The 21,600-nt window shown below is 71.4% G+C and carries 23 protein-coding genes; 5 read left to right on the top strand and 18 right to left on the bottom strand.

The window, feature by feature from the left end; all coding sequences use genetic code 11:
- Positions 1-23 precede the first annotated feature (23 nt).
- From DEJ33_RS05200 to DEJ33_RS05130, 15 genes are all read right to left on the bottom strand, one after another.
- A complete protein-coding gene (locus DEJ33_RS05200; RefSeq protein WP_111194399.1) occupies positions 24-965 on the bottom strand; it encodes a hypothetical protein in 942 nt (313 codons plus the stop codon).
- Positions 940-2,994, bottom strand: a complete 2,055-nt coding sequence (locus DEJ33_RS05195; RefSeq protein ID WP_111194398.1) for a flagellar biosynthesis protein FlhA — start codon at positions 2,992-2,994, stop codon at positions 940-942. The genes DEJ33_RS05200 and DEJ33_RS05195 overlap by 26 nt, the downstream gene beginning before the upstream one ends.
- Positions 2,991-4,190, bottom strand: a complete 1,200-nt coding sequence (locus DEJ33_RS05190) for a flagellar biosynthesis protein FlhB (RefSeq protein WP_111194397.1) — start codon at positions 4,188-4,190, stop codon at positions 2,991-2,993. The genes DEJ33_RS05195 and DEJ33_RS05190 overlap by 4 nt, the downstream gene beginning before the upstream one ends.
- 4 nt (positions 4,191-4,194) lie before the next feature.
- The gene (locus DEJ33_RS05185) at positions 4,195-4,956 is read right to left on the bottom strand and encodes a flagellar biosynthetic protein FliR (protein WP_110902363.1); all 762 of its coding nucleotides are present in this window, start codon (positions 4,954-4,956) and stop codon (positions 4,195-4,197) included.
- Positions 4,956-5,231 (bottom strand): flagellar biosynthetic protein FliQ, encoded by a 276-nt coding sequence (locus tag DEJ33_RS05180; RefSeq protein WP_110902510.1) that lies wholly within the window; start codon positions 5,229-5,231, stop codon positions 4,956-4,958. Before DEJ33_RS05180 ends, DEJ33_RS05185 begins: the two co-directional genes overlap by 1 nt.
- A gap of 42 nt (positions 5,232-5,273) precedes the next feature.
- Positions 5,274-6,047 carry a flagellar type III secretion system pore protein FliP gene (fliP, locus tag DEJ33_RS05175; RefSeq protein WP_258378096.1) on the bottom strand — a complete coding sequence of 258 codons (774 nt, stop codon included), beginning with the start codon at positions 6,045-6,047 and terminating at the stop codon, positions 5,274-5,276.
- Positions 6,048-6,097: 50 nt separating this feature from the next.
- Entirely contained in the window at positions 6,098-6,643 is a 546-nt protein-coding gene (locus tag DEJ33_RS05170) for a flagellar biosynthetic protein FliO (protein ID WP_111194395.1), read from the bottom strand.
- 4 nt (positions 6,644-6,647) lie between these two features.
- Entirely contained in the window at positions 6,648-7,361 is a 714-nt protein-coding gene (fliN, locus tag DEJ33_RS05165) for a flagellar motor switch protein FliN (RefSeq protein WP_111194394.1), read from the bottom strand.
- Complete coding sequence (locus tag DEJ33_RS05160; RefSeq protein WP_111077772.1) at positions 7,358-8,239, bottom strand: flagellar motor switch protein FliM; 882 nt, start codon at positions 8,237-8,239, stop codon at positions 7,358-7,360. The genes fliN and DEJ33_RS05160 overlap by 4 nt, the downstream gene beginning before the upstream one ends.
- Positions 8,240-8,307: 68 nt before the next feature.
- Positions 8,308-9,237 carry a flagellar motor protein MotB gene (locus DEJ33_RS05155; protein ID WP_111194393.1) on the bottom strand — a complete coding sequence of 310 codons (930 nt, stop codon included), beginning with the start codon at positions 9,235-9,237 and terminating at the stop codon, positions 8,308-8,310.
- A gap of 2 nt (positions 9,238-9,239) precedes the next feature.
- Positions 9,240-10,052 carry a motility protein A gene (locus DEJ33_RS05150; RefSeq protein ID WP_111194392.1) on the bottom strand — a complete coding sequence of 271 codons (813 nt, stop codon included), beginning with the start codon at positions 10,050-10,052 and terminating at the stop codon, positions 9,240-9,242.
- A 1-nt stretch (position 10,053) separates the two neighbouring features.
- Positions 10,054-10,335 carry a flagellar FlbD family protein gene (locus DEJ33_RS05145; protein ID WP_111077775.1) on the bottom strand — a complete coding sequence of 94 codons (282 nt, stop codon included), beginning with the start codon at positions 10,333-10,335 and terminating at the stop codon, positions 10,054-10,056.
- A 124-nt stretch (positions 10,336-10,459) separates the two neighbouring features.
- Positions 10,460-12,049: a Na+/H+ antiporter gene (locus DEJ33_RS05140; RefSeq protein ID WP_111077776.1), complete on the bottom strand. Its 1,590-nt coding sequence runs from the start codon at positions 12,047-12,049 to the stop codon at positions 10,460-10,462.
- A 50-nt stretch (positions 12,050-12,099) separates the two neighbouring features.
- Positions 12,100-12,318, bottom strand: a complete 219-nt coding sequence (locus DEJ33_RS05135; RefSeq protein WP_110902372.1) for a hypothetical protein — start codon at positions 12,316-12,318, stop codon at positions 12,100-12,102.
- Positions 12,319-12,487: 169 nt separating this feature from the next.
- Positions 12,488-13,312: a DeoR/GlpR family DNA-binding transcription regulator gene (locus DEJ33_RS05130; protein ID WP_258374508.1), complete on the bottom strand. Its 825-nt coding sequence runs from the start codon at positions 13,310-13,312 to the stop codon at positions 12,488-12,490.
- A 118-nt stretch (positions 13,313-13,430) separates the two neighbouring features.
- Here DEJ33_RS05130 and DEJ33_RS05125 point away from each other — a divergent pair, with 118 nt between their 5' ends.
- From DEJ33_RS05125 to DEJ33_RS05115, 3 genes are read left to right on the top strand one after another with little or no spacing between them, the layout of a single operon-like run.
- Positions 13,431-14,771, top strand: coding sequence for an extracellular solute-binding protein (locus DEJ33_RS05125; protein ID WP_258374748.1), 1,341 nt, complete (start codon positions 13,431-13,433; stop codon positions 14,769-14,771).
- A 10-nt stretch (positions 14,772-14,781) separates the two neighbouring features.
- Entirely contained in the window at positions 14,782-15,732 is a 951-nt protein-coding gene (locus DEJ33_RS05120; protein ID WP_111077778.1) for a carbohydrate ABC transporter permease, read from the top strand.
- Positions 15,732-16,631, top strand: coding sequence for a carbohydrate ABC transporter permease (locus DEJ33_RS05115; RefSeq protein WP_111077779.1), 900 nt, complete (start codon positions 15,732-15,734; stop codon positions 16,629-16,631). The genes DEJ33_RS05120 and DEJ33_RS05115 overlap by 1 nt, the downstream gene beginning before the upstream one ends.
- A 117-nt stretch (positions 16,632-16,748) precedes the next feature.
- Here DEJ33_RS05115 and DEJ33_RS05110 read toward each other — a convergent pair whose 3' ends face one another.
- Complete coding sequence (locus DEJ33_RS05110; protein WP_111077780.1) at positions 16,749-17,450, bottom strand: SDR family oxidoreductase; 702 nt, start codon at positions 17,448-17,450, stop codon at positions 16,749-16,751.
- 96 nt (positions 17,451-17,546) lie between these two features.
- Here DEJ33_RS05110 and DEJ33_RS05105 point away from each other — a divergent pair, with 96 nt between their 5' ends.
- The gene (locus DEJ33_RS05105; RefSeq protein WP_110902375.1) at positions 17,547-17,951 is read left to right on the top strand and encodes a MerR family transcriptional regulator; all 405 of its coding nucleotides are present in this window, start codon (positions 17,547-17,549) and stop codon (positions 17,949-17,951) included.
- Between the two features lie 90 nt (positions 17,952-18,041).
- Entirely contained in the window at positions 18,042-19,376 is a 1,335-nt protein-coding gene (locus DEJ33_RS05100) for an LCP family protein (protein WP_111077781.1), read from the top strand.
- A 12-nt stretch (positions 19,377-19,388) separates the two neighbouring features.
- Here the strand turns inward: DEJ33_RS05100 and DEJ33_RS05095 are convergent, their stop codons facing one another.
- Together DEJ33_RS05095 and DEJ33_RS05090 are read right to left on the bottom strand one after the other, a co-directional pair.
- Entirely contained in the window at positions 19,389-20,582 is a 1,194-nt protein-coding gene (locus DEJ33_RS05095) for an MFS transporter (RefSeq protein ID WP_111194391.1), read from the bottom strand.
- A gap of 70 nt (positions 20,583-20,652) precedes the next feature.
- Positions 20,653-21,582, bottom strand: a complete 930-nt coding sequence (locus DEJ33_RS05090; RefSeq protein WP_111077783.1) for a helix-turn-helix transcriptional regulator — start codon at positions 21,580-21,582, stop codon at positions 20,653-20,655.
- Positions 21,583-21,600 lie beyond the last annotated feature (18 nt).

The following is a 21,600-nucleotide window of genomic DNA, read 5'->3' as shown; positions in this document are numbered from 1 at the left end:
CACCAGGCGGCGGCGAGCATCGGTCAGAGCGTCCGGACCGGGACCCCGAGCAGGCGGACGGTCTCCGGGGTGCTCGTCTCCTCGGCGCCGATCGCCAGGACGCCCGCGATCGGGACGCCCACCTCGACCACGGCCCCGAGCATCGTGACCGCGTCCTCGTGCTTCCGCCCGACGTCGACGACGACCCACACCTGGTCCGGCGCGAGTGACGTGGTGGTCGCGACGTCGGTCCACGCCGCGACCGCGAGCAGTGCGACGCCGTCCCGTACGGCGTCGGCGCGGGCGAGGATGCCGCTCCGCCGGTCCGAGGCCGCTGTGGCACGCAGGCCGTGCCGGCTCGCGAACACCCCGGCGGCGGCGTCGACGTCGGTGGCGCGGCCGACGAGCAGGACGAGGTCACCGTCTGCCGAGCGGACCGCGGGTGCGGGCGCCGGAGCGGCGGGGACGCCGCTGGTCGCGGGGGCGAGCATCTCGGCGCGCAGGTCGGCCCAGGGGTCGGTGTCCGGGCCTCCCGGCAGGCTGGTCACGGACGGGACCGCACCGTCGGTCGCGGACGGGAGGCCCGGCTCGACCCCGGCGGGTCGGGCGGCGGCCCGGCGCGGCGGGGCCAGTCCGTCCGCGGCGAAACCGTCGAGGACCGACGCGAAGGCGTCCGCCCGGACGGTGGCGGTGCCGTCGGAGCCGGCGATGCGGGACTCGGCTGCCTCGGCGTCGGCGAGGAGCGCCGCGATGCCCACGCGCTTGGCCGGGGAGGAGGCGATCGCGACGCGGGCGGTCGGCGGGTCGAGCGGGTCGGGGACCTCGATGACGGCCTCGACATGGGCCTTCCGGAACAGCCCGGCCACGCCGCCCGTGGTGACGCGTTCGGCGGAGACGATGCGCGCGCCGGGGCCGAACTCGGCGAGGACGCCGGCGCGGACCTCGTCGAGCGTCGCGCCGCTACGCTGCGATCGGATCGGCGGCACGGACCACCCCCACGGTCTCGATGGTGGAGCCCGCGGCGGTCGCCTCCTGGTACGACAGCACCGGCAGCCCGTTCGCCTGCGCCGACACCATGCGGTGCACGGCCGGACGGAGCTGGGGTGCACAGACCAGGACGGCGGACAGCCCCTGGTCCTCGACGGCGCGGACCGAGTCCCGGACGGAGCCCAGGACCTGTTCGATCCGGTGCGCGTCGAGGAGGATCTGGCTGCCCTGCTCGGACGGCCGGAGCCCCTCGAGCATCGCCTGCTCGAGCACCGGGTCGATCATGATGACACGGAGCACCGTGCCGTCGAGGTGTCGGGCGGCCAGTGCCGGACCGAGCGAGGCGCGAGCCGACTCGACCAGGCCCTCGGGGTCGGTGGAGACCTTCGCGCGGAGGGTCAGCGCCTCGCAGATCCGGCCGAGGTCGTTGATCGGCACCCGCTCGGCGAGCAGCCCCTGCAGGACGCGCTGCAGTTCGGCCATCGAGAGCATCCCGGGGACGAGCTCCTCGACGGCGGCGGGGTTGACCTGCTTGACCCCCTCGGCCAGGACCTTGACGTCCTCGCGGGTGAGCAGCCGGGCAGCGTTGTCGCCGATCACGGCCTGCAGGTGGGTGACCAGCACGGACACGCGGTCGATGACGGTCGCGCCGGTCATCTCGGCGGCGTGCCGGAGTTCCGCGGGGACCCACTTGCCAGCGAGGCCGAACACCGGCTCGACGGTGGGGTCACCGGGCAGGCCGTCGAGCTGTTCGCCGAGGGCCAGGACGCTCCGCGCGGGCGCGGTGCCGCGACCGGCCTCGACCCCGGCGATCCGGATGGCGTAGGTGGAGGGCGGCAGGTCGATGCTGTCCCGGGTCCGAACCGGCGGGACGACGATCCCCATGTCGATGGCGATCTTGCGGCGGAGTGCCCGGACCCGGCCGAGGAGGTCGTCGGAGGCGCCGGAGACCATGTCGACGAGGTCGGGGGCGAGCAGGATCTCGAGGGCGTGCACGCGCATCTGCTCGAGGAGGTCCTCGGGGGTGTCGCTCGCCGGTGCGGCGGCCGCGAGTGCCTGCTGCTCGGCGGCCGTGGCGGCGGCACGCTTCGCGTTCTGACCGATCCGCCACCCGGTGAAGAGCAGGGTCGCGCCGATGAGCAGGAACGGCAGGATCGGCATGCCGGGGATGAACCCCATCGCGATCGCGGCAGCGCCGGCGATCATCAGGGCGGTCCGAGACTGCGACAGCTGGTCGGAGGCCGACGTGCCGATGTCGGACTCGGCCCCGGAGCGGGTGACGATCATGCCGGTCGACACGGCCATCAGGAGCGCGGGGATCTGTGACACCAGGCCGTCACCGATGGTGAGGATGCCGTAGTGCGACAGCGCGTCCGTGATCGACATGCCGTTCTGCAGCATGCCGATCGCGATGCCGCCGACGAGGTTGATGACGAGGATCAGGATGCCGGCGATCGCGTCGCCCTTGACGAACTTCGACGCGCCGTCCATCGCGCCGTAGAAGTCGGCCTCGGCGGACACCGACGCGCGGCGCTCCTTGGCCTGCTCGTCCGTGATGAGTCCGGCGTTGAGGTCGGCGTCGATGGCCATCTGCTTGCCGGGCATCGCGTCGAGGGTGAAGCGCGCACCGACCTCGGCGACGCGCTCGGCGCCCTTCGTGACGACGACGAACTGGATCACCACGAGGATGAGGAAGATGACCGCGCCGATGATGACCGAGCCGGCCACGGCGACGTGCCCGAAGGCCTGGATGACGTCGCCCGCGAAGCCCTGCGCGAGCACGAGGCGGGTCGAGGCGACGTTGAGCCCGAGCCGGAACAGCGTCGCGACGAGCAGCAGCGACGGGAACACCGAGAAGTCGAGCGGCTTCTTCACGAACAGCGTCGTGAGCAGGATCACCAGCGCCAGCAGGATGTTGCAGATGATCAGGACGTCCAGCAGGAACGGTGGCACCGGCAGGATCAACAGCAGGATGATGCCGACGATGAGCACCGGTACGGCGAACTTCGGCAGGTCGGCGCGCTTCATGCGGGGAGGGCCTCTCCGGGAGTGGGTTCGGTGACGGGACGCGGGGTCCGGAGCTTGCGGGGTCGGACGTCGCCGCTGAGCGTGGTCGGGTCGAGCACGGTGGCGACCTCCTCCGGGGTGGTGGGGCGGGGCGGGGTGTGCGTGCCGGCGGTGGCACCGCGGGCGGCGAGCGTCATCACGAACGACAGGACGCGGGCGACGGGTGTGTAGAGGTCGACGGGGATCTCCTGCCCGAGCTCGCACGCGGCGTGCAGGGCACGGGTGAGCGGGATGTCCTGGACCATCGGCACCCGTTCCTCGGTGGCCTTCAGGCGGATGGCGTCGGCGACGGGTCCGGCGCCCTTCGCCACGACCCGGGGTGCGGACTTGCCGGCCTCGTACCTGATCGCGACGGCGTAGTGCGTCGGGTTGGTCATCACGACGTCGGCGGTGCCGATCGCGGCGATCATCCGGTTCCGGCTGGCGGCGAGTTGGCGGGAGCGACGCTGCGACTTCACGAGCGGGTCACCCTCGGCCTGCTTGTTCTCGTCCTTGACCTCGCGCTTGGTCATCATCGTCCGCTTGCGGTTCCGGCGGATGACGACGAACACGTCGAGCGCGGCGAGGACGAGCCCGGCGGCGATCGCGGCACGGAGCAGGGTGCCCGCGCCGGCTCCGGCAGCTTCGAGGACGCTCGTCAGCGGCAGCGAGCCGCTCGACATGAGCACGGGGACGAGTCCCTGCACGGCGAACCACAGCACGAGACCGACGACCGCCGTCTTCAGCAGTGCCTTCACCCCGTTCCAGAGCGCCTGCGTACCGAACACCCGCTTCACGCCGGCCACGGGATCGAAGTGGTCCGGCTCCGGGGTGAGCTTCTTGATGTGCACCCCACCCTGGGCGACCGCGACGGCGAGCACCGCGACGGCGACGACGGCGAGCATCGGGCCGATCGTGCTGCCGATCGAGGCGAGGGCGTCGTCGAGGACGTGCCGCATCGTGCCGATGCTCGGGTCAGCGATGACGAGGGTCACGGCGTGCAGCTGCTGCTGCCCGGCCGCCGAGGCGTGCCCGATCGTGGACGGGACCATCAGCGCGGCGACGGCGATGCCGATCCAGGCGCTGAGGTCCTGCGACCGGCCGAGCTGCCCCTTGCGGTGCACCTCGCGCATCCGCTTGTCGGATGCCTGTTCGGAGCGTTCTCCACTGTCCGACATGCCGTCACCCCCTGCCCGTGATCGCCTGGACGGCGTCACCCGTGAGGGACGACACGACGCTCGGCAGGGCCATGAAGAGCGCGCCGGCGAACAGGACGGTGAGGCCGATCTTGATCGGGAAGCCCATCTGGAACGCGTTCAGGGCGGGGGCGACGCGGGTGAGCAGGCCCAGGCCGACGTCGGCGAGGAACAGCACGACGACGAGCGGGCCGGCGATCTGCAGTGCCGCGAGGAACATCTGCCCGAACGCCGCGACGAGCATCGGCGCGATCCCGTCGATCGGGAACCGGCCGTCCACGAGCGGCACACCGTCGAAGGACCGGACCAGCCCGCCGATGATCAGCTGGTACCCGCCGGAGGCGAACAGCAACGCGAGCGAGGCCATCTGGAACAGCCGGGTGAACTGGGCGCCGTTCACCTGCGACTGCGGGTCGTACGCCTGCGCGAGCGTGAACCCGCCGAACAGGTCGACGAGCGCGCCCGCGGACTGCACGGCCGCGAACACCAGGTACACCATGAAGCCGAGCACCAGTCCGACGAGCAGCTGGGTGACGAGGGCGACGAGGAACGCGGCCGTGTCGAGCTGCTCGTACCCGGCGGTGACCTTCGGGGCGACGCCGATCGCGAGCCCCAGGCCGAGGATCACCTTCACGACGCCGGGGAACGCCTTGTACGAGAACGGCGGGGCGACCACGAAGAACGCGACGAGCCGGACGCCGGCGAGCATCGTGCCCTCGAGTCGGGCGGCGTCGAAGACCAGGTCCATCAGCCGCTCCCGAGCAGCTTCGGGATCATGTCGAACGCCACGTGGGTGAAGGCGATCATCTCGGAGATCATCCAGTTGCCGCAGACGACCAGGGCGATCGCCACGGCCAGGGCCTTCGGCACGAACGAGAGCGTGACCTCCTGGATCTGCGTCACGGACTGGAACAGCGAGATCGCGAAGCCGACGACGAGCGAGGTGATGAGCACGGGTGCCGCGAGCTTGCCGGCGACGAGGAGCGCCTGGAGGGTGAGGTCGATGACCGCCTGCTGGTTCACGCGTGCCTCCCGGGCAGTGCTCCGCCGAGCAGCGAGGTGCGGCTAGACAACGTGGTAGCTCTCGATCAGCGACGTGATGATGAGGCCCCAGCCGTCGACGAGCACGAAGAGCAGGATCTTGAACGGCAGCGAGATCATGACCGGCGGGAGCATCATCATGCCCATCGACATCAGGGCTGCGGAGACGACGAGGTCGATCACCAGGAACGGGATGAACATGACGAACCCGATGATGAACGCGCTGCGGAGCTCCGAGATGATGAACGCCGGGATGACCGTCGTCATCGGCACGGCGGACATGTCCTTCGGGTTCGCCTGACCGGCAGCCCGGGTGATGAGGGCGACGTCCTCGTCGCGGGTCTGGTGCAGCATGAACGTCCGGAGCGGCTTGGTGCCGATCTCGACGGCCTGCTGGAAGTCGAGGTGCCCGGCCAGGTACGGCTGCAGGGCGTCGTCGTTGACGTGCCCGATGACGGGTGCCATCACGAACAGCGACAGGAACAGCGCGAGTCCGGCGATCACCTGGTTCGGCGGGATCGACTGCAGGCCGAGCGCGTTCCGGGTCATGGCGAGGACGACGAAGATCTTGGTGAACGAGGTCATCATCAGCAGCAGCGCCGGGGCGACGCTGAGCAGCGTGATCCCGATCAGGGTGACCACGGCGGAGGACGGCGTGCCGTCGGGGCCGTTGACGTCGACGCTGAAGCCGCCGGTGGACGGCGTCGGCGGGGCGGTCGGCGCCGCCGGGGCGGTCGGCTGGACCACACCGGCCGCGTGGGCGCCGGTCGTGGTGAGCATCAGGAAGCCAGCCACCATCGTCAGTCCGAGGAGGACGAACAGCAGCACCCTGCCCGTGCGGGCCGCGCTCACCCGGTCCGCCGGGAGCGGAGCGCCGATGCCGCCTGGCGCCAGGTGTCCGCGGAGAGGACCGAGCCCTGCAGCTGCGTGGCGGTCGGGACGACCGCGTTCGTCCGCGGGGCGGCACGTCGGCCGCGCGGCCGCAGCGGCAGCGACTCGGCGGTGTCGGTGTCGGTGTCGGTCTCGGACTGGAGGCCCGACCGGCCCTCGTCCTGTCGGTCCAGCTCCGCACGGAACGCGTCCGCCGTCGGCAGCGCGACCGGACCGGTCACGATCGTGAGCTCCGGCGCGGGCGCCTGGCCGCTCGTGAGGAGCGTCACACCGTGCTCGGCCACACCGAGGACGAGCCGCTCCCCGTCGACGTCGACCACGACCACGCTCGCCTTGCCGCCGATGCCCTGACGGGCGACGACCTCGAGTGACGCCGAACGACGCCCCCGGGTGCGTCCCGCGCCGAACTGCCCCTTCTGCATGCGGCGGTGCAGCACCCACATGAGGGCGAGCACGACACCGAGGGAGAGTGCGACGCGGAGTGCGATGACGAGCGTGTCCACCGGGTCAGACCGTCTCGGCGACGTCGAGGATCTTGGTGATGCGGACGGCGTAGTCCTGGTCGACGACGACGACCTCGCCGTGCGCGATGAGCCGCCCGTTGAGGAGCACGTCGGCGGGGGCACCGGCGGAGCGGTCGAGTTCGACGACGGCACCGGGCTCCATGCCGAGCACGTCCCGCACCGACATCCGGGTGCGACCGATCTCGACGGTGAGGGTCATCTCGACGCTGTTGATGCGGCCGAGGTTGCCCGCGGACAACACCGGCGCGGCCGCGATCGGCTCGGCGACGGTGCCGTTCTCGCGGATCCGGATCGCGATCCAGCCCATCGGCTGCCCGGCGGCGGTCAGGGCGAACACCACCGCCTCCGGGTCGGCGACCAGGGCGACGGCGGAGTCGCGGCGGCCCTCACCGAGCACGCCGGCACCGAACGGGGCGACCGCGGCCTCGAGGGACGGGCGGAGGACGTCGGCGACGGACACGAGGCCGGAGTCGACGCCGCCCGCTGCCGTGATGGCGGCGAGGTCGAGCAGCACCACGGCGAGGTCCGCGGAGACGCCACCGACGAAGGAGGCGACCACGGCGTCGGCGGCACGTGCCTGCAGGTCGGCGGACGGGCCTCCCGGCTGGGCGACGGCCACCAGCGGGACGGCGGTGGGCAGTGCGCTGGCGAGCGCCTCGGCGGCGGTCGTGTGCAGGGTGGCGGTGACGGCGGTCATGCGGACGGCTCCGATGCGGTGGTGGTGACGACGACGCCCGCGAGCCGCGAGCCGTTCGCGCCGACGGCGGCGGTGCCGACGGGTTCACCGTCGACGGAGATGGTGAGCGGGCGGTGCTGCGGGTGTGGCAGCGGCAGGACGTCGCCGACGGCGAGGCCGAGGACCTGTGCCGGCAGGACGGTGGCCGGGGCGAAGCGGAGCGAGACGCCGACCGGCACCGACGCGAGCTGCGCGTCGAGCAGTGCCTTCGCGTCGGCGGTCGAGACGTCGGCCGGGCGGTCGACGAGCTGGGGCAGGACGGCCTCGGCGGGCAGGGCGAGCGTGCCGGCGGCGATGCGCTCCCCCACCCGGATCTCGAACGACGCGACGATCATCAGGTCGGACTTCTGGGCGGCCTGGGCGAACTGGCTGTTGAACTGGAAGGCCCCGGCGGTGACGGGCTGGTCGAGCAGCCCGCCGAGGGAGTAGCGGAGGTCGTCGAGGGCGTCCTCGACCAGGCGGCGCACGAGGGCCTGCTCGATCGGGGTGAACGTCCGCTCGGGTGTCGGCAGCGGCTTCGAGGCGCCGAGCGAGTGTGACACCCAGGTCAGGGCGGCGTCGAGCGGGACCTGCAGGACGCCCTTGGCGGTGACGCCCTCGATGGGCAGCAGCACCATCCCGGTGAGCGCGGGCAGTGAGGCGGCGTACTCGTCGTAGGTCATCATCGCGACCTGCTCGCACGCGACCTGGCTGAGGACACGGACCTTCGCGGTCAGCTGCGTGCCCCACTGCCGCGCGAAGGTCTCGAAGGCCAGCTCGAGGACCCGGGCGTGCTCGCGAGCGAGCGTCGACGGGCGCGCGAAGTCGTACACCTCGGGCGCGGTCAGGGTCTCGGTCACGAGTCGTACTCTCGGCCGCCGGGGGACGGCCGTCAGCTCTGGCCCCTCTTCTGGGGCGACGGTCGCGCCTACCCGGAGCGGGCTCCGTCCTGCGCCTCCGCGAGGCTCGGCATGAGGGCGCTGACGTCCTGGTCGGCGTTCGACAGGACCACGATGTCGACGCGGCGGTTCAACGCGAGGTCGGTGTCCGTGGAGCCCTTCGCGAGCGGCCGGCTGGACCCGAAGCCGACGGACTGGATCCGGGCGGCCGGCATCCCGCCCCGTTCGACGAGGTCGCGGAGCACCCCGGTCGCGCGGGCGGCGCTGAGCTCCCAGTTCGTGGCGTACGGGGCGGTGGAGTTCCGGCTGTCGGCGTGTCCCTCGACGCTGACGTCGTGGTCGGCGCCGCGGAGGACCGGGGCGATGGCGTCCATGATCCGCTTCGCCTGGTCCGACAGGTCGGCGCTGTTCGTGCCGAAGTACGTCTCGCTGCCGATCAGCCGGACGGTGAGTCCGCGGGCGTCGACCGTGAACTGCACGTTCGAGCTCTGACCCGCCTTGTCGAGGTTGCCCTTGATCGCGGCCTCGATCGCCTCGAGGTCGTCGAGCTCCTCCTGCGCGGCCTTGACGTCCGCCTCGGTCGCGGTCTGCGGCACGACGGTGGACGCCGGGTCGACGTTGGTGTCCTTCGTCCCCGAGGCCGCGGTGGAGTGGTCCGCCTGCGCCTTGTCCGTCGCGTAGCCGGAGCCGTCCTCGACCTGGTCCTTCGTGACGACGGTGCCGGAGGCGGTGTCGACCTTCTGCGACTTCACCTCGCCGAACCCGGTGGCGAGCGAGTTCTTCAGCGCGATGTACTTCTCCTGGTCGACGGTCGACATCGCGAACAGCACGAGGAACATGCACATCAGGACCGTGATCATGTCCATGTACGAGGCCATCCAGCGCTCGTCGGGGTGTTCGGCCTCGTCGTGGCCGCCCTTCTTGCGACCGCGCCCGCGCCCCCGGGGGTTGGCGCTCATGCTCAGGCCGCCAGCTGCTGGTCGTCGGCGCCGGCCTTGACCTTGGCGCTCTTGCCCGAGGCACCACGGGCACTCGGCGGCACCATCGCGGTGAGGCGCTCACCGAGGAGCCGTGGCTGGCTGCCGGCCTGCACGGCCAGGAGGCCCTCCATCAGGAGTGTCTGCCGGTCCGACTCGAGCTGGGCGAGCTTCCGGAGCTTCCCACCGATCGGCAGCCAGAGGAAGTTGGCGGTGAGCAGGCCCCACAGCGTCGCGACGAAGGCGCTGGCGATGAGCGGGCCGAGCTCGTCCGGCTTGCCGAGGTTCGCCAGGACGTGGGTCAGCGAGACGACGGTGCCGATGATGCCGACGGTCGGGGCGAAGCCGCCGAGCCCCATGAAGAACGCGCTCGCGCTCCGCATCGGCGCGGCGTTCGACTCGATCTCGTCCTCGAGCAGGATCCGCAGCTCGTCGCCGTCGGTGCCGTCGGCGATGTTCTGCAGTGCCTTCTTCATGAACGGGTCGTCGTGCTTGTCGGCCTCCTGCTCGAGCGCGAGCAGGCCGTTCGAGCGGGCGGTCTCGGCCAGTCCGACGACGTCGTCGATGACGGCCTGCGGCGGGGTGACCTTGCCGGTGAACGCCTTCGGCGCGGACTTGAACGCCGAGAGGGCGTCCTTCAGCGTGGTGCTCGCGATGCCGCAGCCGATGGTGGCGCCGAACACCAGGAGCATCGGCGCGGGGAGGAACAGACCGCCGAGTTCGACGTGCTCCATCTCGACCATGCCGAAGAGTGCGCCGAAGGCCAGGAGGATGCCGATGATGGTCGCGATGTCCACGTCAGCGACCTCCGTCCTGGATGCGGAGCGGAGCGACCGGGGCGAGGGTCGGCTGTGGGCCGGTGCCGTCGCGGCCGACGGGCAGGTCGGTGCCGTACGCCATGCTGACGATGCGTGCTCGGTACCCGGCGATGCGGTCGATGACCTCGGCCAGCGACTCGCGGACGATGTACTTCGCCCCGTCGACCATGATGAGCGTCGTGTCCGGCGTCTCCTGGATGCGCTCCACGAGATCGGGGTTCACAGCGAATCCGCTGCCGTTCAGTCGCGTGACGACGATCATGGCCCGTCCTGGTTCTCGATCGACCCGCCGCCGTCCGTGGGGCAGGTGTTCGACCGCCCGTCCGTGGGTGGTCAGTACGCACTATCGGCGGACGCCCGCCAGCCGTAAGGAGGCGGACGGATCGTCAGCCGCGCTGGTCGAGCCGGAGCAGTCGGGTCTCCTCGGCGTCGTACTCGGCGCGGACCTGCCGCAGCACCAGGTCGTCGATCTCACCCTGGTCGCGCAACCGCAGGACCGTCGCCGCCTTCAGCCGGACGAGTGCGAGCTCGAGTTCGACCGCCGCGCCGCGCTGGACCAGCAGCGGGTGCTCGTCGTCCTCGCTCTCCTCGGCCTTGACGAGCGCCAGGTGACCCTCGTAGTCCTCGCGGATCCGGTCGACGATCTCCGCCTCGGCACCGGTCTTCCGAGCCAACCGCGGCAGCGCGTCGAGGGCTTCCTCGAGTGCCGTGCGCTCAGCGGATCGGCGCTCCTCGAGGACCTCGCCGCTGCCGTCGAAGGACGCCCAGCGCACGACGGCCGGCAGCACGAGCGACTGCCCGACGATGGTGACCACCACGACGCCCGCGGTGACGAACACGATGAGGTCGCGGTCCGGGAACGCGCCACCGCTCTCGACCAGCCGCGGGACGGCCACGGCGGCGGCGAGCGAGACGGCGCCGCGGAACCCGGTCAACCCACTGACCAGCCGGTCGCGGTGTCCTTCGCGGGGCGACCCTCCCGTCCGCAGCGTGACGAGACGGATCGTGCCCCACGAGAGGTTGAGGAACGCGAACCGCAGCACGACGACGGCGACGGAGACGGCGCCGATGAGCCCGAGGCCGATCACGATCTCACTGCCGGCGAGTTCCCGGACGGCGATCGTCGCCTCGATCCCGACCAGCACGAACAGGGCGCCGTTGAGCAGGAAGGTGCTGAAGGACCAGAACGACCGCACCTGCTGGCGCGTCTCGGCCCGGTCGAGCTTCGGCGCGACCTGGCTGACGACGAGCCCTGCCACCACGACCGCGAGGACGCCGGAGGCACCCACCGCCTCGGCGGCGAGGAAGGCGGCGAACGGCACCAGCAGCGTCAGCAGGTTCTCGAGCACGACCGCGTGGATCCGACGGAGGACGAGCATCCCGAGCCACGACGTCACGAGTCCGGCCGCGATCCCACCGACGTAGGACAGGAGCAGCATGCCGGACACGTTCCAGACGGTGAGCTCCTGCTCCCCCGCCGTGACCGCGACCGCGATGCCGTAGATGACGAGCGTCGTCCCGTCGTTCACCAGGGACTCCGCGCGCAGGACGGTCGTGTTCCGACGTGGCAGCGACCGGGTCAGCGCACCGACCGCGGTGGCGTCCGTCGGCGCGACCGCCGCACCGAGCACCCACGCCGGGCCCCAGGGCATCCCGAGCAGGTGCAGCAGCGTCGCCACACCGCCGGCGGTGAGCACGACCAGGAGCGTGCCCATCAGGACGATGCCGCGCAGGTTGTTCCGGATCTCCCGGAGCGAGATCGTCAGGCTCTCCCAGTAGAGCAGTGCCGGCAGGAACAGGAAGAGCACCACGTCGGCGGGCAGCTCCAGCTTCCCGAACGCCGGGATGAAGGCGATCGCGGCCCCGAAGGCGAGCAGGAGGACCGGGGGCGCGACGCGCAGCCGGTTCGAGACGGCGGTGGCGACGGCGATCGCGACCACGAGCACGACGACGAGTTCGGGCGCGATGAGTTCCATGGGGAGTACAGCCTGACAGGGTGCGGGTGGACGTGTGCGCGGTCGTCCGCTCAGCGTCCCCGCTCGGCCCGCGCCGTGAGCACCAGGAAGGTGACGTGCCCGAGCAGGGCGATGCCGAAGAACACGAGCGCGACCGCGTAGACCCGGTCGAGCGTCCCGTCCCCGGTCAGCAGGAGCACGATGCACCCGACCACGGCCGCGGACAACACCCCGACCTGCACCGTCGACCACGTCTTCCGCCATCGCGGCTGCTGTCCCTGACCGTCCACGGGCTCATTCTCCCCCGGACCTCGTGGACATCGGACCGCCGACCCCCGACGACGCACCACCAGCGCCGCGCAGTCACGGTGCTCGCTTCCGTCGTCGATGCCGCAGCTGCTCCTACGATCGTCTCCGCGCCGCACCTCGCCGGGCGGGACCGGTTCGGCCGGGTGCGGGTCAGCGCGGCGGCGGCACGCTGACCGTGTGGACGCGGACGCCGTGCCGCCGGATGCGGTCGAGTTCGTCGGGATCCGCCGCGTCGTCGGTCACCAGGTCGTCCACGTCGCCGAGGTCGGCGACCCGGGCCGTGGTGACCCGGCCGATCTTGGATGAGTCGGCGACCACCACGACCCGGTGAGCCCGACGCGCCATGACGCTGTTCGTCCGCGCCTCGGTCCCGTCGTGCGTCGTCGCCCCGCCCGCGACGCTGACACCGTCCATGCCGAGGATCGCCGTCCCCACGGTGACGGCGTTGAAGGTGCTCTCCGCCAGCGCACCGACCAGTTCGAGGGAGTGCCCGCGGACGACGCCGCCGGTGACCACCACCGTGAGGTTCGGCCGGCCGCCGATCTCCGACGCCGTCGTCACCGAGTTCGTGACCACGGTGAGGTCTGCCCGGAACATCAGCGCACGCGCGACCCCGGCGGCCGTGGTGCCACCGCCGATCGCCACGGCGCAGGGCCCCTCGGGCAGCAGGGTCGCGGCGCAGCGGGCGATGAGCAGCTTCGCGTCGCGGTACTGGGAGTCCCGCAGCCCGACGGGGACCTCGGACGCCGGTGACAGGGTCCGCGCTCCGCCGTGTGTCCGGGCGAGGAGCCCCTGGTCCTCGAGGTCCGCCAGGTCTCGCCGGATCGTCGCCGCGGACACCCCGAACGCCCGCACCAGGTCGTCGAGCCCGACGCTCCGACGTTCGCGAACGGCCGTGATGATCGCGATCTTGCGGCTGGACCGCTTCGACGACCCGGTCCGGAGGATCGGGGCGGACTCGAGGAAGTGCGTCACGGATTCCCTTTCGCTCAACTGGACTGCGCGTTTCTGGTCGTTCATTGCGACAACTGCTCAAAACCACACAGTATGCCTCCACGACCCATCCCACGGTTCGATCACGAAGGAGTTCTCGGTGCCGACACGACGACGGACGTCCACCCTCCGACCATCGACCAGACGGCTGAAGGGCCTCGTGCTCGGTGTCGCCCTCGCGGTCACGACGACGATGGTCGCCGGCTGCGCTTCCCCGGGGGCGACCGTGCTCGACACCGACGCACCGGTCACCATCACCATGTGGTCCGGCCAGAGCGACCGGGCCGAGAAGCTCCTGCAGCGCCTCGTCGCGGAGTTCGAGGAGGAGCACCCGAACGTCACGATCGACATGTCCTCCGGTGCCTCGTCGACCGAGGAGCTCCTCCAGAAACTCGCGGCGTCGTTCGCCGGCCACGACTCCCCCGACATCTCCTACACGTTCGGTTCCTGGGCGAGCCAGCTCGAGCGCTCCGGTCGGACGCTCGACCTCCGGGACGTGGTGTCCGATCCGGAGGTCCGTTGGGACGAGTTCTCGTCGGCGGCCCGGGAGACCGCGCAACCGACCGGCGGCAAGGTGATCGGGTTCCCCGCCGTCGTCGACAACATCTCGCTGCTCTACAACACCACCGTGTTCGACCGGGCCGGCGTCGCGTACCCGACCGCGGACTGGACCTGGACCGACTTCCGGCGTGCGGCGAAGCGACTGACGGACGCGGACAGCCACACCTACGGGTACGGCTACTCGGTCTCCGGCAGCGAGGAGACCACCTGGCAGCTCTGGCCACACCTCTGGCAGAACGGCGGCGCGATCCTCAGCGAGGACGGCGAACAGTCCGCCTTCGACTCGAAGGCCGGGGTCGAGGCGGTCGCGTTCCTCCGCGCCATGGCGGTCGACGACCGCAGCGTGTACCTCGACCAGACCGACACGAAGGCCGCGCAGCTGTTCGCGAGCGACCGGATCGGGATGATCACCTCCGGCCCGTGGCAACTCTCGGCCCTGCAGACGGCGAAGACCTCGTACGGCGTCGTCCAGCTGCCGGGCACCGACGGCGACCACCAGACCGTGTCGGGCCCGGACCTCTGGACGGTGTTCGACAACGAGGACGTGAACCGCGCGCACTGGGCGACCGAGTTCACCCGGTGGTTGACCTCGGCGGAACAGGACGAGTGGTTCAACGTCGCCGTCGGCAACCTGCCGCTCCGCTCGAGCGAGACCTCCAGCGCCGCGTTCCGGAAGCAGGTCGCCGCGTTGCCGGGGCTCGACGTCATGCAGGCGAACTCCGCCAACGCCGAACAGGCGCGACCGACGGTGCCCGGCTACAACGGCCTGTCCGAAGCCGTCGGCAACGGGGTCGCGCGGGTGCTCCAGGGCGAGGGGACCCCGGCCGAGACGCTGCGGCAGGCGACCGTCGCCGCCGACAAGGCACTGCGACAGGGCTAGGAGCCACGACATGAGCACTTCCACGATCCGGCCGCCCCGGCAGCGGGAGCAGACGCCCGCGAAGGCCGCAGCCCGTCGGCGGTCCGCCCGGTCCCGGCGTGAGGCAGCAGCCGGCTGGGGCTTCGTCGCCCCCGCGCTCGCCATCGTCCTCGGTCTGACGATCTTCCCCGGCGTGTGGGCACTCGTGCTCTCGTTCCAGAGCTGGGACGGGTTCAGCCCGGCGACGGCCGTCGGCACGCAGAACTACCAGGACCTGGCCACCGATGCCTCGCTCGGAGCGGCCGTCCTGCACACCGGGCTCTACACGGTCCTCTTCGTGCCGGCGTCGCTCCTGCTCGGGCTGTTCCTCGCGGTGGCACTCAACCGCAAGATCCGGTTCATCGGGCTCTACCGCACGGCGGTCTTCGTGCCGTTCGTCGCATCCGCGGCCGCCACCGGGATCCTCACGACGTACCTGTTCAGCCCGCAGTTCGGCATCGTGAACAACGTCCTGCGGGTCCTGCACCTGCCGCAGCAGGGCTGGCTCGAGGACCGGAGCGAGGCGATGCTCGTCATCATCGTGATGTCGCTCTGGGGGCAGGCGGCGTTCACCACGGTGATCTACCTCGCCGCACTGCAGGACGTGCCCGGCGAGGTCATCGAGGCCGCCCGGATCGACGGCGCGAACTCGTGGCAGACCTTCTGGCGGGTCGTCTGGCCACAGCTGCGGCCGGTCACCTCGTTCGTCGCCGTCTACCAGACCCTGCAGGCGGTCCAGCTCTTCGACCTGGTCTACGCGACCACCCGCGGAGGGCCGCTCGACGCGACGCAGACGATCGTCTACCACCTCTGGAAGGTCGCGTTCCAGAACCTCCAGTTCGGCTACGGCTCCGCCATCGCCTACGGCCTGTTCTTCCTCACCCTCGTCACCACGGTCATCGTCACGGTCGCGCAGCGACACGCCGGAAGGAGCACGCCCTGATGTCCACCGAGACCCGTGTCCCCGTCCTCGTACCCGGTCCCGACCGCGCCGACGCCGTCGGGGCACCCACCTCGCGGCGACGGCGACGCCTGCCGTTCAGCCCCTGGCACCTCCTGCTCCTGCCGATCTCGCTGCTCTTCCTGGTGCCGTTCATCGAGATGTTCACGACCTCGCTCGAGCCCGCGTCCGAGATCAACAGGTTCCCGCCGTCCTTCATCCCGACGCAGTTCACCCTGTCCGGCTACGAGCGGCTCTTCGCCGAGAGCGACGTCCTGCACTGGCTGCTCAACACCGTCATCGTGTCGGCGTCGGCGATCGTCTCGCACCTGGTCCTGTGCTCGCTCGCAGGGTACGGCTTCGCCCGGCTGCGCTTCCCCGGCCGCACCTTCGGGTTCCTGGCCGTCCTCGCCACGATCATGATCCCGTCGCAGCTGCTCATGATCCCCACCTACGTCATGTTCGCCCGACTGCACCTCGTCGACCACCTCGGGGCCGCGATCGTGCCGTGGCTCGCGTCGGCGTTCGGCATCTTCCTGATGCGGCAGTTCTTCCTGTCGCTGCCCGCCGAACTCGAGGAGGCTGGCATGATCGACGGCTGCAGCCGGCTGCAGGTCTTCTTCCGGATCGTGCTGCCACTCGCCCGTCCGGCCCTGGCCACCCTGGCGGTGTTCACACTGCTCGGGTCCTGGAACGACCTGGTCTGGCCGCTCATCGCGATCAACGACGAGGACGCCTTCACGCTGCAGCTCGGCCTGACGAACTTCCAGGGCGTGCGGCGCACCGACTGGTCGCTCCTCATGGCGGGCAACGTCGTCGCGACCCTGCCGCTGATCCTGCTCTTCCTCGTCGCGCAGAAGCAGTTCGTCGCCACGATGGCCTCCGCCGGCCTCAAGGGCTGACCGACCAGCGCTGGCGGACTGATGCACCCGACGGACGGGAGGCCCGTGGCGGTGTCGCCACGGGCCTCCCGTCCGTCGTCTCCCCGGTCCGGTGCCGGTCGGCACGCGCTGACCGGGTCAGGCGATCTGCGCCGAGAAGTCCACCGGGTCGCCCGCCAGGGAGGCCTTGACCAGGCGGGTCCAGTCGTCGACCAGCACCTCGGTGGCGTCCCGCTCGACCCCGTCGAGGGCCGCACGGACGACGTCCGCGGGGTCGGTCATCGGGCCGTCGTAGCCGGCCATCATGTCGGTGTCGGCGGCGCCGAGGTGGAGGCCCTGCACGGTGACTCCCCGGCCGGCGAGCTCGAGCCGGACGGCGTTGGTCATGTTCCACTCGGCGGCCTTCGCGATGGCGTACCCACCCGCGCCCGGCGCCGAGAACCAGGAGAGCGCGGAGAGGACGTTGACGATCGCACCCCCGCCGTTCCGCTCGATGACGGGCGCGAACGCCCGGACCATGTCGAGCGTTCCCCAGAGGTGGGTGTCGAGGGCTCGGCGGGCGTCCGCCAGGTCGTCGGTGAGCAGCGAGCCGGACGACGAGACGCCGGCGTTGTCGATCAGCAGCGTGACGTCGCCGGCTGCTGCGGCGGCGGCCGCGACCGAGGCCGGGTCGGTGATGTCGAGGGCGAGCACCTCGACCCCGGGGACGTCGACGAGGTCGGGACGCCGGGCGGTGGCGTAGACCTTCGACGCGCCGCGTTCGAGGAGCTGTTCGACGAAGTGTCGTCCGATCCCGCGGTTCGAACCGGTGACGAGGGCGACGGATCCGGTGATGTCCATGGTGGTTTCCTTCCGCCGAACGGGTCCGTCCCGCTGCGGCTCGGTTACGGTAAGACCTCACATCAGTGTCAGGGGCAAGCCCCGAACGGAGACGACATGCGCATCGGCGACCTCGCTGCCCGGACCGGGGTGAGCGTCCGCTCGCTCCGCTACTACGAGGAGCAGGGGATGCTCACCGCCACCCGGACCGGCACCGGGCAACGGACCTACGGGACGGAGGCCGTGGACCGGGTCCGCCTCGTGCAGCAGCTCTTCGCCGCCGGACTGCCGAGCCGCACCATCGTCCGGCTCCTGCCCTGCGTCGACGCCGGTGAAGCCACGGCCGAGTCCTTCGCCCTGCTCGTGCAGGAACGCGACCGGATCACCGCACAGCTGGCCGAGCTGACGGCGACCCGGGACCGGCTGGACGAGGTCATCCACATCTCCGAGCACCCGAGTCCCGAGCACTGCCCGGCGCTCCGGACCGAGGTGCTCGCGGTGGACGAGGGCGCCGCCGCCTGACGGTCTCTCAGGTGTCTCGACGGTGCGGAGCCCTGCGGTCCGGCATGATGACGGGACCGGGACCTCTCCCGGACTGACCCCGGGGGATGCATGTCGGACGACGGACGAGCGCACGCGGACCAGTCGACGAGCCCGTCACCGCTCATCCGGCACGGCAGGCTGCGTCGTCGCGGTCCGTTCGGGTTCGTGCTGCGCGGCATCGCCGTCGTCGCCGCGGTCGCCGTGGTGGGGTCCGGTTCGATCGCCGCCATCGCCACCTGGCAGGTCCTGCAGGGCGCCCAGCCGTCCGTCTCGCTCGCGATGCCCGGCACCACTGCGAAGAAGGCGCCCGCGCTGACGGCCCAGTCGGGCGAGGTCAACATGCTGCTCGTCGCGACCGACACCCGCGACGGACAGGGTGCCGGGTTCGACGACCCGGCGAACCAGCAGGCCAGCAACGGCGTCGGCAACAACGACACCAACATCCTCGTGCACATCTCGGCCGACCACTCGAACATGTCGGTGATCAGCTTCCCGCGCGACCTCGTCGTCCCGATCCCGGCGTGCACGAACGACGACGGTGCCGTCACCCCGGCCTCGTCCGCCGCGATGCTCAACACGGCGCTCTCCCGCGGCGGCGAGCAGCACGGCCTGGCCTGCGTCGCGAGCACCATCGGCAAGCTCACCGGCCTGCAGATCGCCTACGCGGGCAAGATCACCTTCGACGGGGTCGTCCGGATGGCCGACGCGGTCGGCGGTGTCACGGTCTGCCTCGCCACGCCGATCAAGGACGACGACGTCACCCCGGCGCTCGACCTGCAGCCCGGCAACCGCGAGCTCCGAGGGGCCGAGGCCGCTGCGTTCCTCCGGTCGCGACACGGCGTCGGCGACGCGAGCGACCTTGGCCGGATCAGCAACCAGCAGACGTTCATGTCCGCCCTCGCCCGCCAGACCGTCTCCGCCGGCACGCTCACCAACCCGGCGAAGGTCCTGCGGCTCGCGGACACCGCCTTCAAGAACATGGTCCTGTCGGATTCGCTCGACGACGCGGCGACCCTGGCGCGCCTCGCACTCGCGGTCAACACCGTCGGACTCTCGAACATGGTGTTCGTTCAGTTCCCGGTCGTCGACGACCCCGAGGACCCGGCTCGGGTCCTGGTGTCCGAGGGGCCCGCGGCGACCCTGACGGCTGCGCTGCAGGACGACGAACCGGTGCGGCTCGCCCCGAACAGCCTCGGCCGTTCCGCCGTTCGCGATCCCGACGCGCCCACCGCGAAGCCGTCGGCTCCCGCCAGCCCGTCAGCCACTACCACCCCGCCCGCCTCCGGGAGCACGACGACGCCTCCGGCGACGCCCCGGGCGAGCGCGTCCGCGGCCGAGCTGCCGGACTCGGTGTCCGGCCAGACCGCCGACACGGTGACCTGCGCGGCGAAGTCGGAGTACTAGGCCGGGCTCCGTTCAGGCACGACCGGCGAAGGTCTGCCGGCCGACCACCGTCACGACCAGCGCCAGGGCCCCGAGGACGGCCATGGACACCGCGAGGACCAGCCCGCCCGAGACCGCGATGAGCAGCGCGCCGACCAGACCGGCGGCGGAGATCGCGAGGTTGAAGGCCACCGGCAGGAACGCGTTCGCCAGGTCCGACTCCGTGCCGCCCGCGATCGTCAGTGCGCTCTGCAACTGTGGCGCCGCACCGCCGAAGGTCAGCCCCCACAGCACGGCCGCACCGAGGACGACCGGGGCTGATCCGTGCCCGACGACGAGCAGCACCGCAGCGACGACGAAGCCGCCGAGGCTCGCCCACAGCAGCCCCCGGGGGTACCGGTCGATCAGGACCGCCGTCAGGACGACGCCACCGATCGAGCAGACCCCGTAGACCAGCAGCACCAGGTCCGCCGAGAGACCCGTGTCGGTGTCCCGCAGGAACGGCGCGATGTACGTGTAGATCGTGTTGTGGCCCAGCATCCACACGAAGATGACGGCGAGGACGACCGGCACACCGCGGAGGAGGAACACCCGCTGCAGCGGCAGGCGTCCGCCGGCGGGCTGTCCCGCGACGTCCGGCACCAGGAGCGTGACCAGGACGAGCAGCACGACGCCGAGCACGGAGATGCCGACGAAGGACCAGCGCCAGTCCAGCACCCCGCCGACCCAGGCGCCGAGTGGTGTGCCGAGGGCGAAACCGACCGGCGCACCCGTCGACACGATCGCCAGGGCCAGGCCACCACGGGAGGGCGGGCTGATCCGACGCCCGTACGCGGCCAGCATCCCCCACAGGACGCCGGTGGCCGCACCGCCGACGAAGCGGGAGACGAGCGAGACGACGACGTCCGACGAGATCGCGGTCACGGCGTTCGCGAGCACCAGGCAGGTCAGGGTCATGAGCAGCAGCGGCTTCCGGCGCATCCCGCGGGTGAGCGTGATGGCCGGCACGGTGACCACGACGGTGCCGAGCGCCCAGACGCTGATGAACTGACCGATGACACCCTCACCGGTGTCCAGGTCCCGGGCCATCAGCGGCAGCAGCCCTGCCGGCATCGTCTCGGCGGACAGCAGCAGGAACCCGATCGCGGCGAGGGCGACGAGGGCGCTCCACGGGATGCGGGTCTGGGTGTCCCCGGTCGTCGTCGGGGTGGGTGCGGTGGTCGTCATCGGGGTCCGTCCTGTCGGTGCTGCGGCCGGATCGACCGTACGGCGGGGCCACCGGACGGAGGACGCCCTGTCAGGGCACGTCTCGGTCGACACCAGCCGGTCGGGAGGCGCGCATCTCGTCCGACACGCCCGTCGCCCGTGCACCGTCCGCCGCCCGTGTCGCGGCCCAGCTCGCCAGCAGCTGCAAGGACTCGGCGTCCGTGCTGCCCGGCTCCGCCGCGTAGACGAGCAGACTGTGCTCGCTGTCGAGGCCCGGCGTCAGGTTCTCGAAGTGGAGCCGGACGTCACCGACCGCGTGGTGGTGGAAGGTCTTGACGCCGTGGGTGTGCAACCGGACCTCGTGCGCCGCCCACTTCTGCCGGAACTCCGGGCTGAGCGTCGCGAGCTCACCGATCAGGTCCCGCAGTCCGCGGTCGTCGGGGTGGCGGCCGGCCGCGGTCCGCAGCATCGCGACCGAGATGTCCGCCGCTCCCTCCCAGTCCGGGTAGAGCCGACGGGACAGGTCCTGGTGCAGGAACGCGAACCGGGCGAAGTTCGGCTGGTCGCCTCCGGTCTCGACGACGTCGCTGTAGAGCGCCCGGGCGAGGTCGCTCATCGCCACCACGTCGAGACGGGCGTTCTGCACGAAGGCGACGACGTCCCGCATCGCCTCGAGCGCGAAGCGGAGCCCCGGACGGACCGACCCCGAGGTGCTCGTGCGGGCCCGGCGCACCGGTGACACGTTCGCCGACCGGGCCAGGTCGAACAGGTGCGATCGCTCGGAGTCGTCGAACCGCAGCGTCCGGGCGATCGCGTCGAGCACGGTGTCGGTGACCCCGGCCAGGTTCCCCCGCTCGATCCGCGCGTAGTACTCGGCGCTCACCCCGGCGAGGACCGCGACCTCGCCGCGTCGGAGGCCCGGGACCCGCCGACCGGCACCGCCCGGGAGTCCGACCGACTCCGGCGCGATGCGCGCGCGCCGCGACATCAGGAAGTCCCGTACCTCGTTCTCGTTCGGCATGGGCCCACGGTACGGCGG

The organism is Curtobacterium sp. MCPF17_047 (genome assembly GCF_003234045.1).
In the GTDB taxonomy this organism is placed as follows: domain Bacteria; phylum Actinomycetota; class Actinomycetes; order Actinomycetales; family Microbacteriaceae; genus Curtobacterium.
The sequence above is the reverse complement of the archived record's forward strand: the minus strand, read 5'-3'. Positions and strand labels throughout refer to the sequence as shown.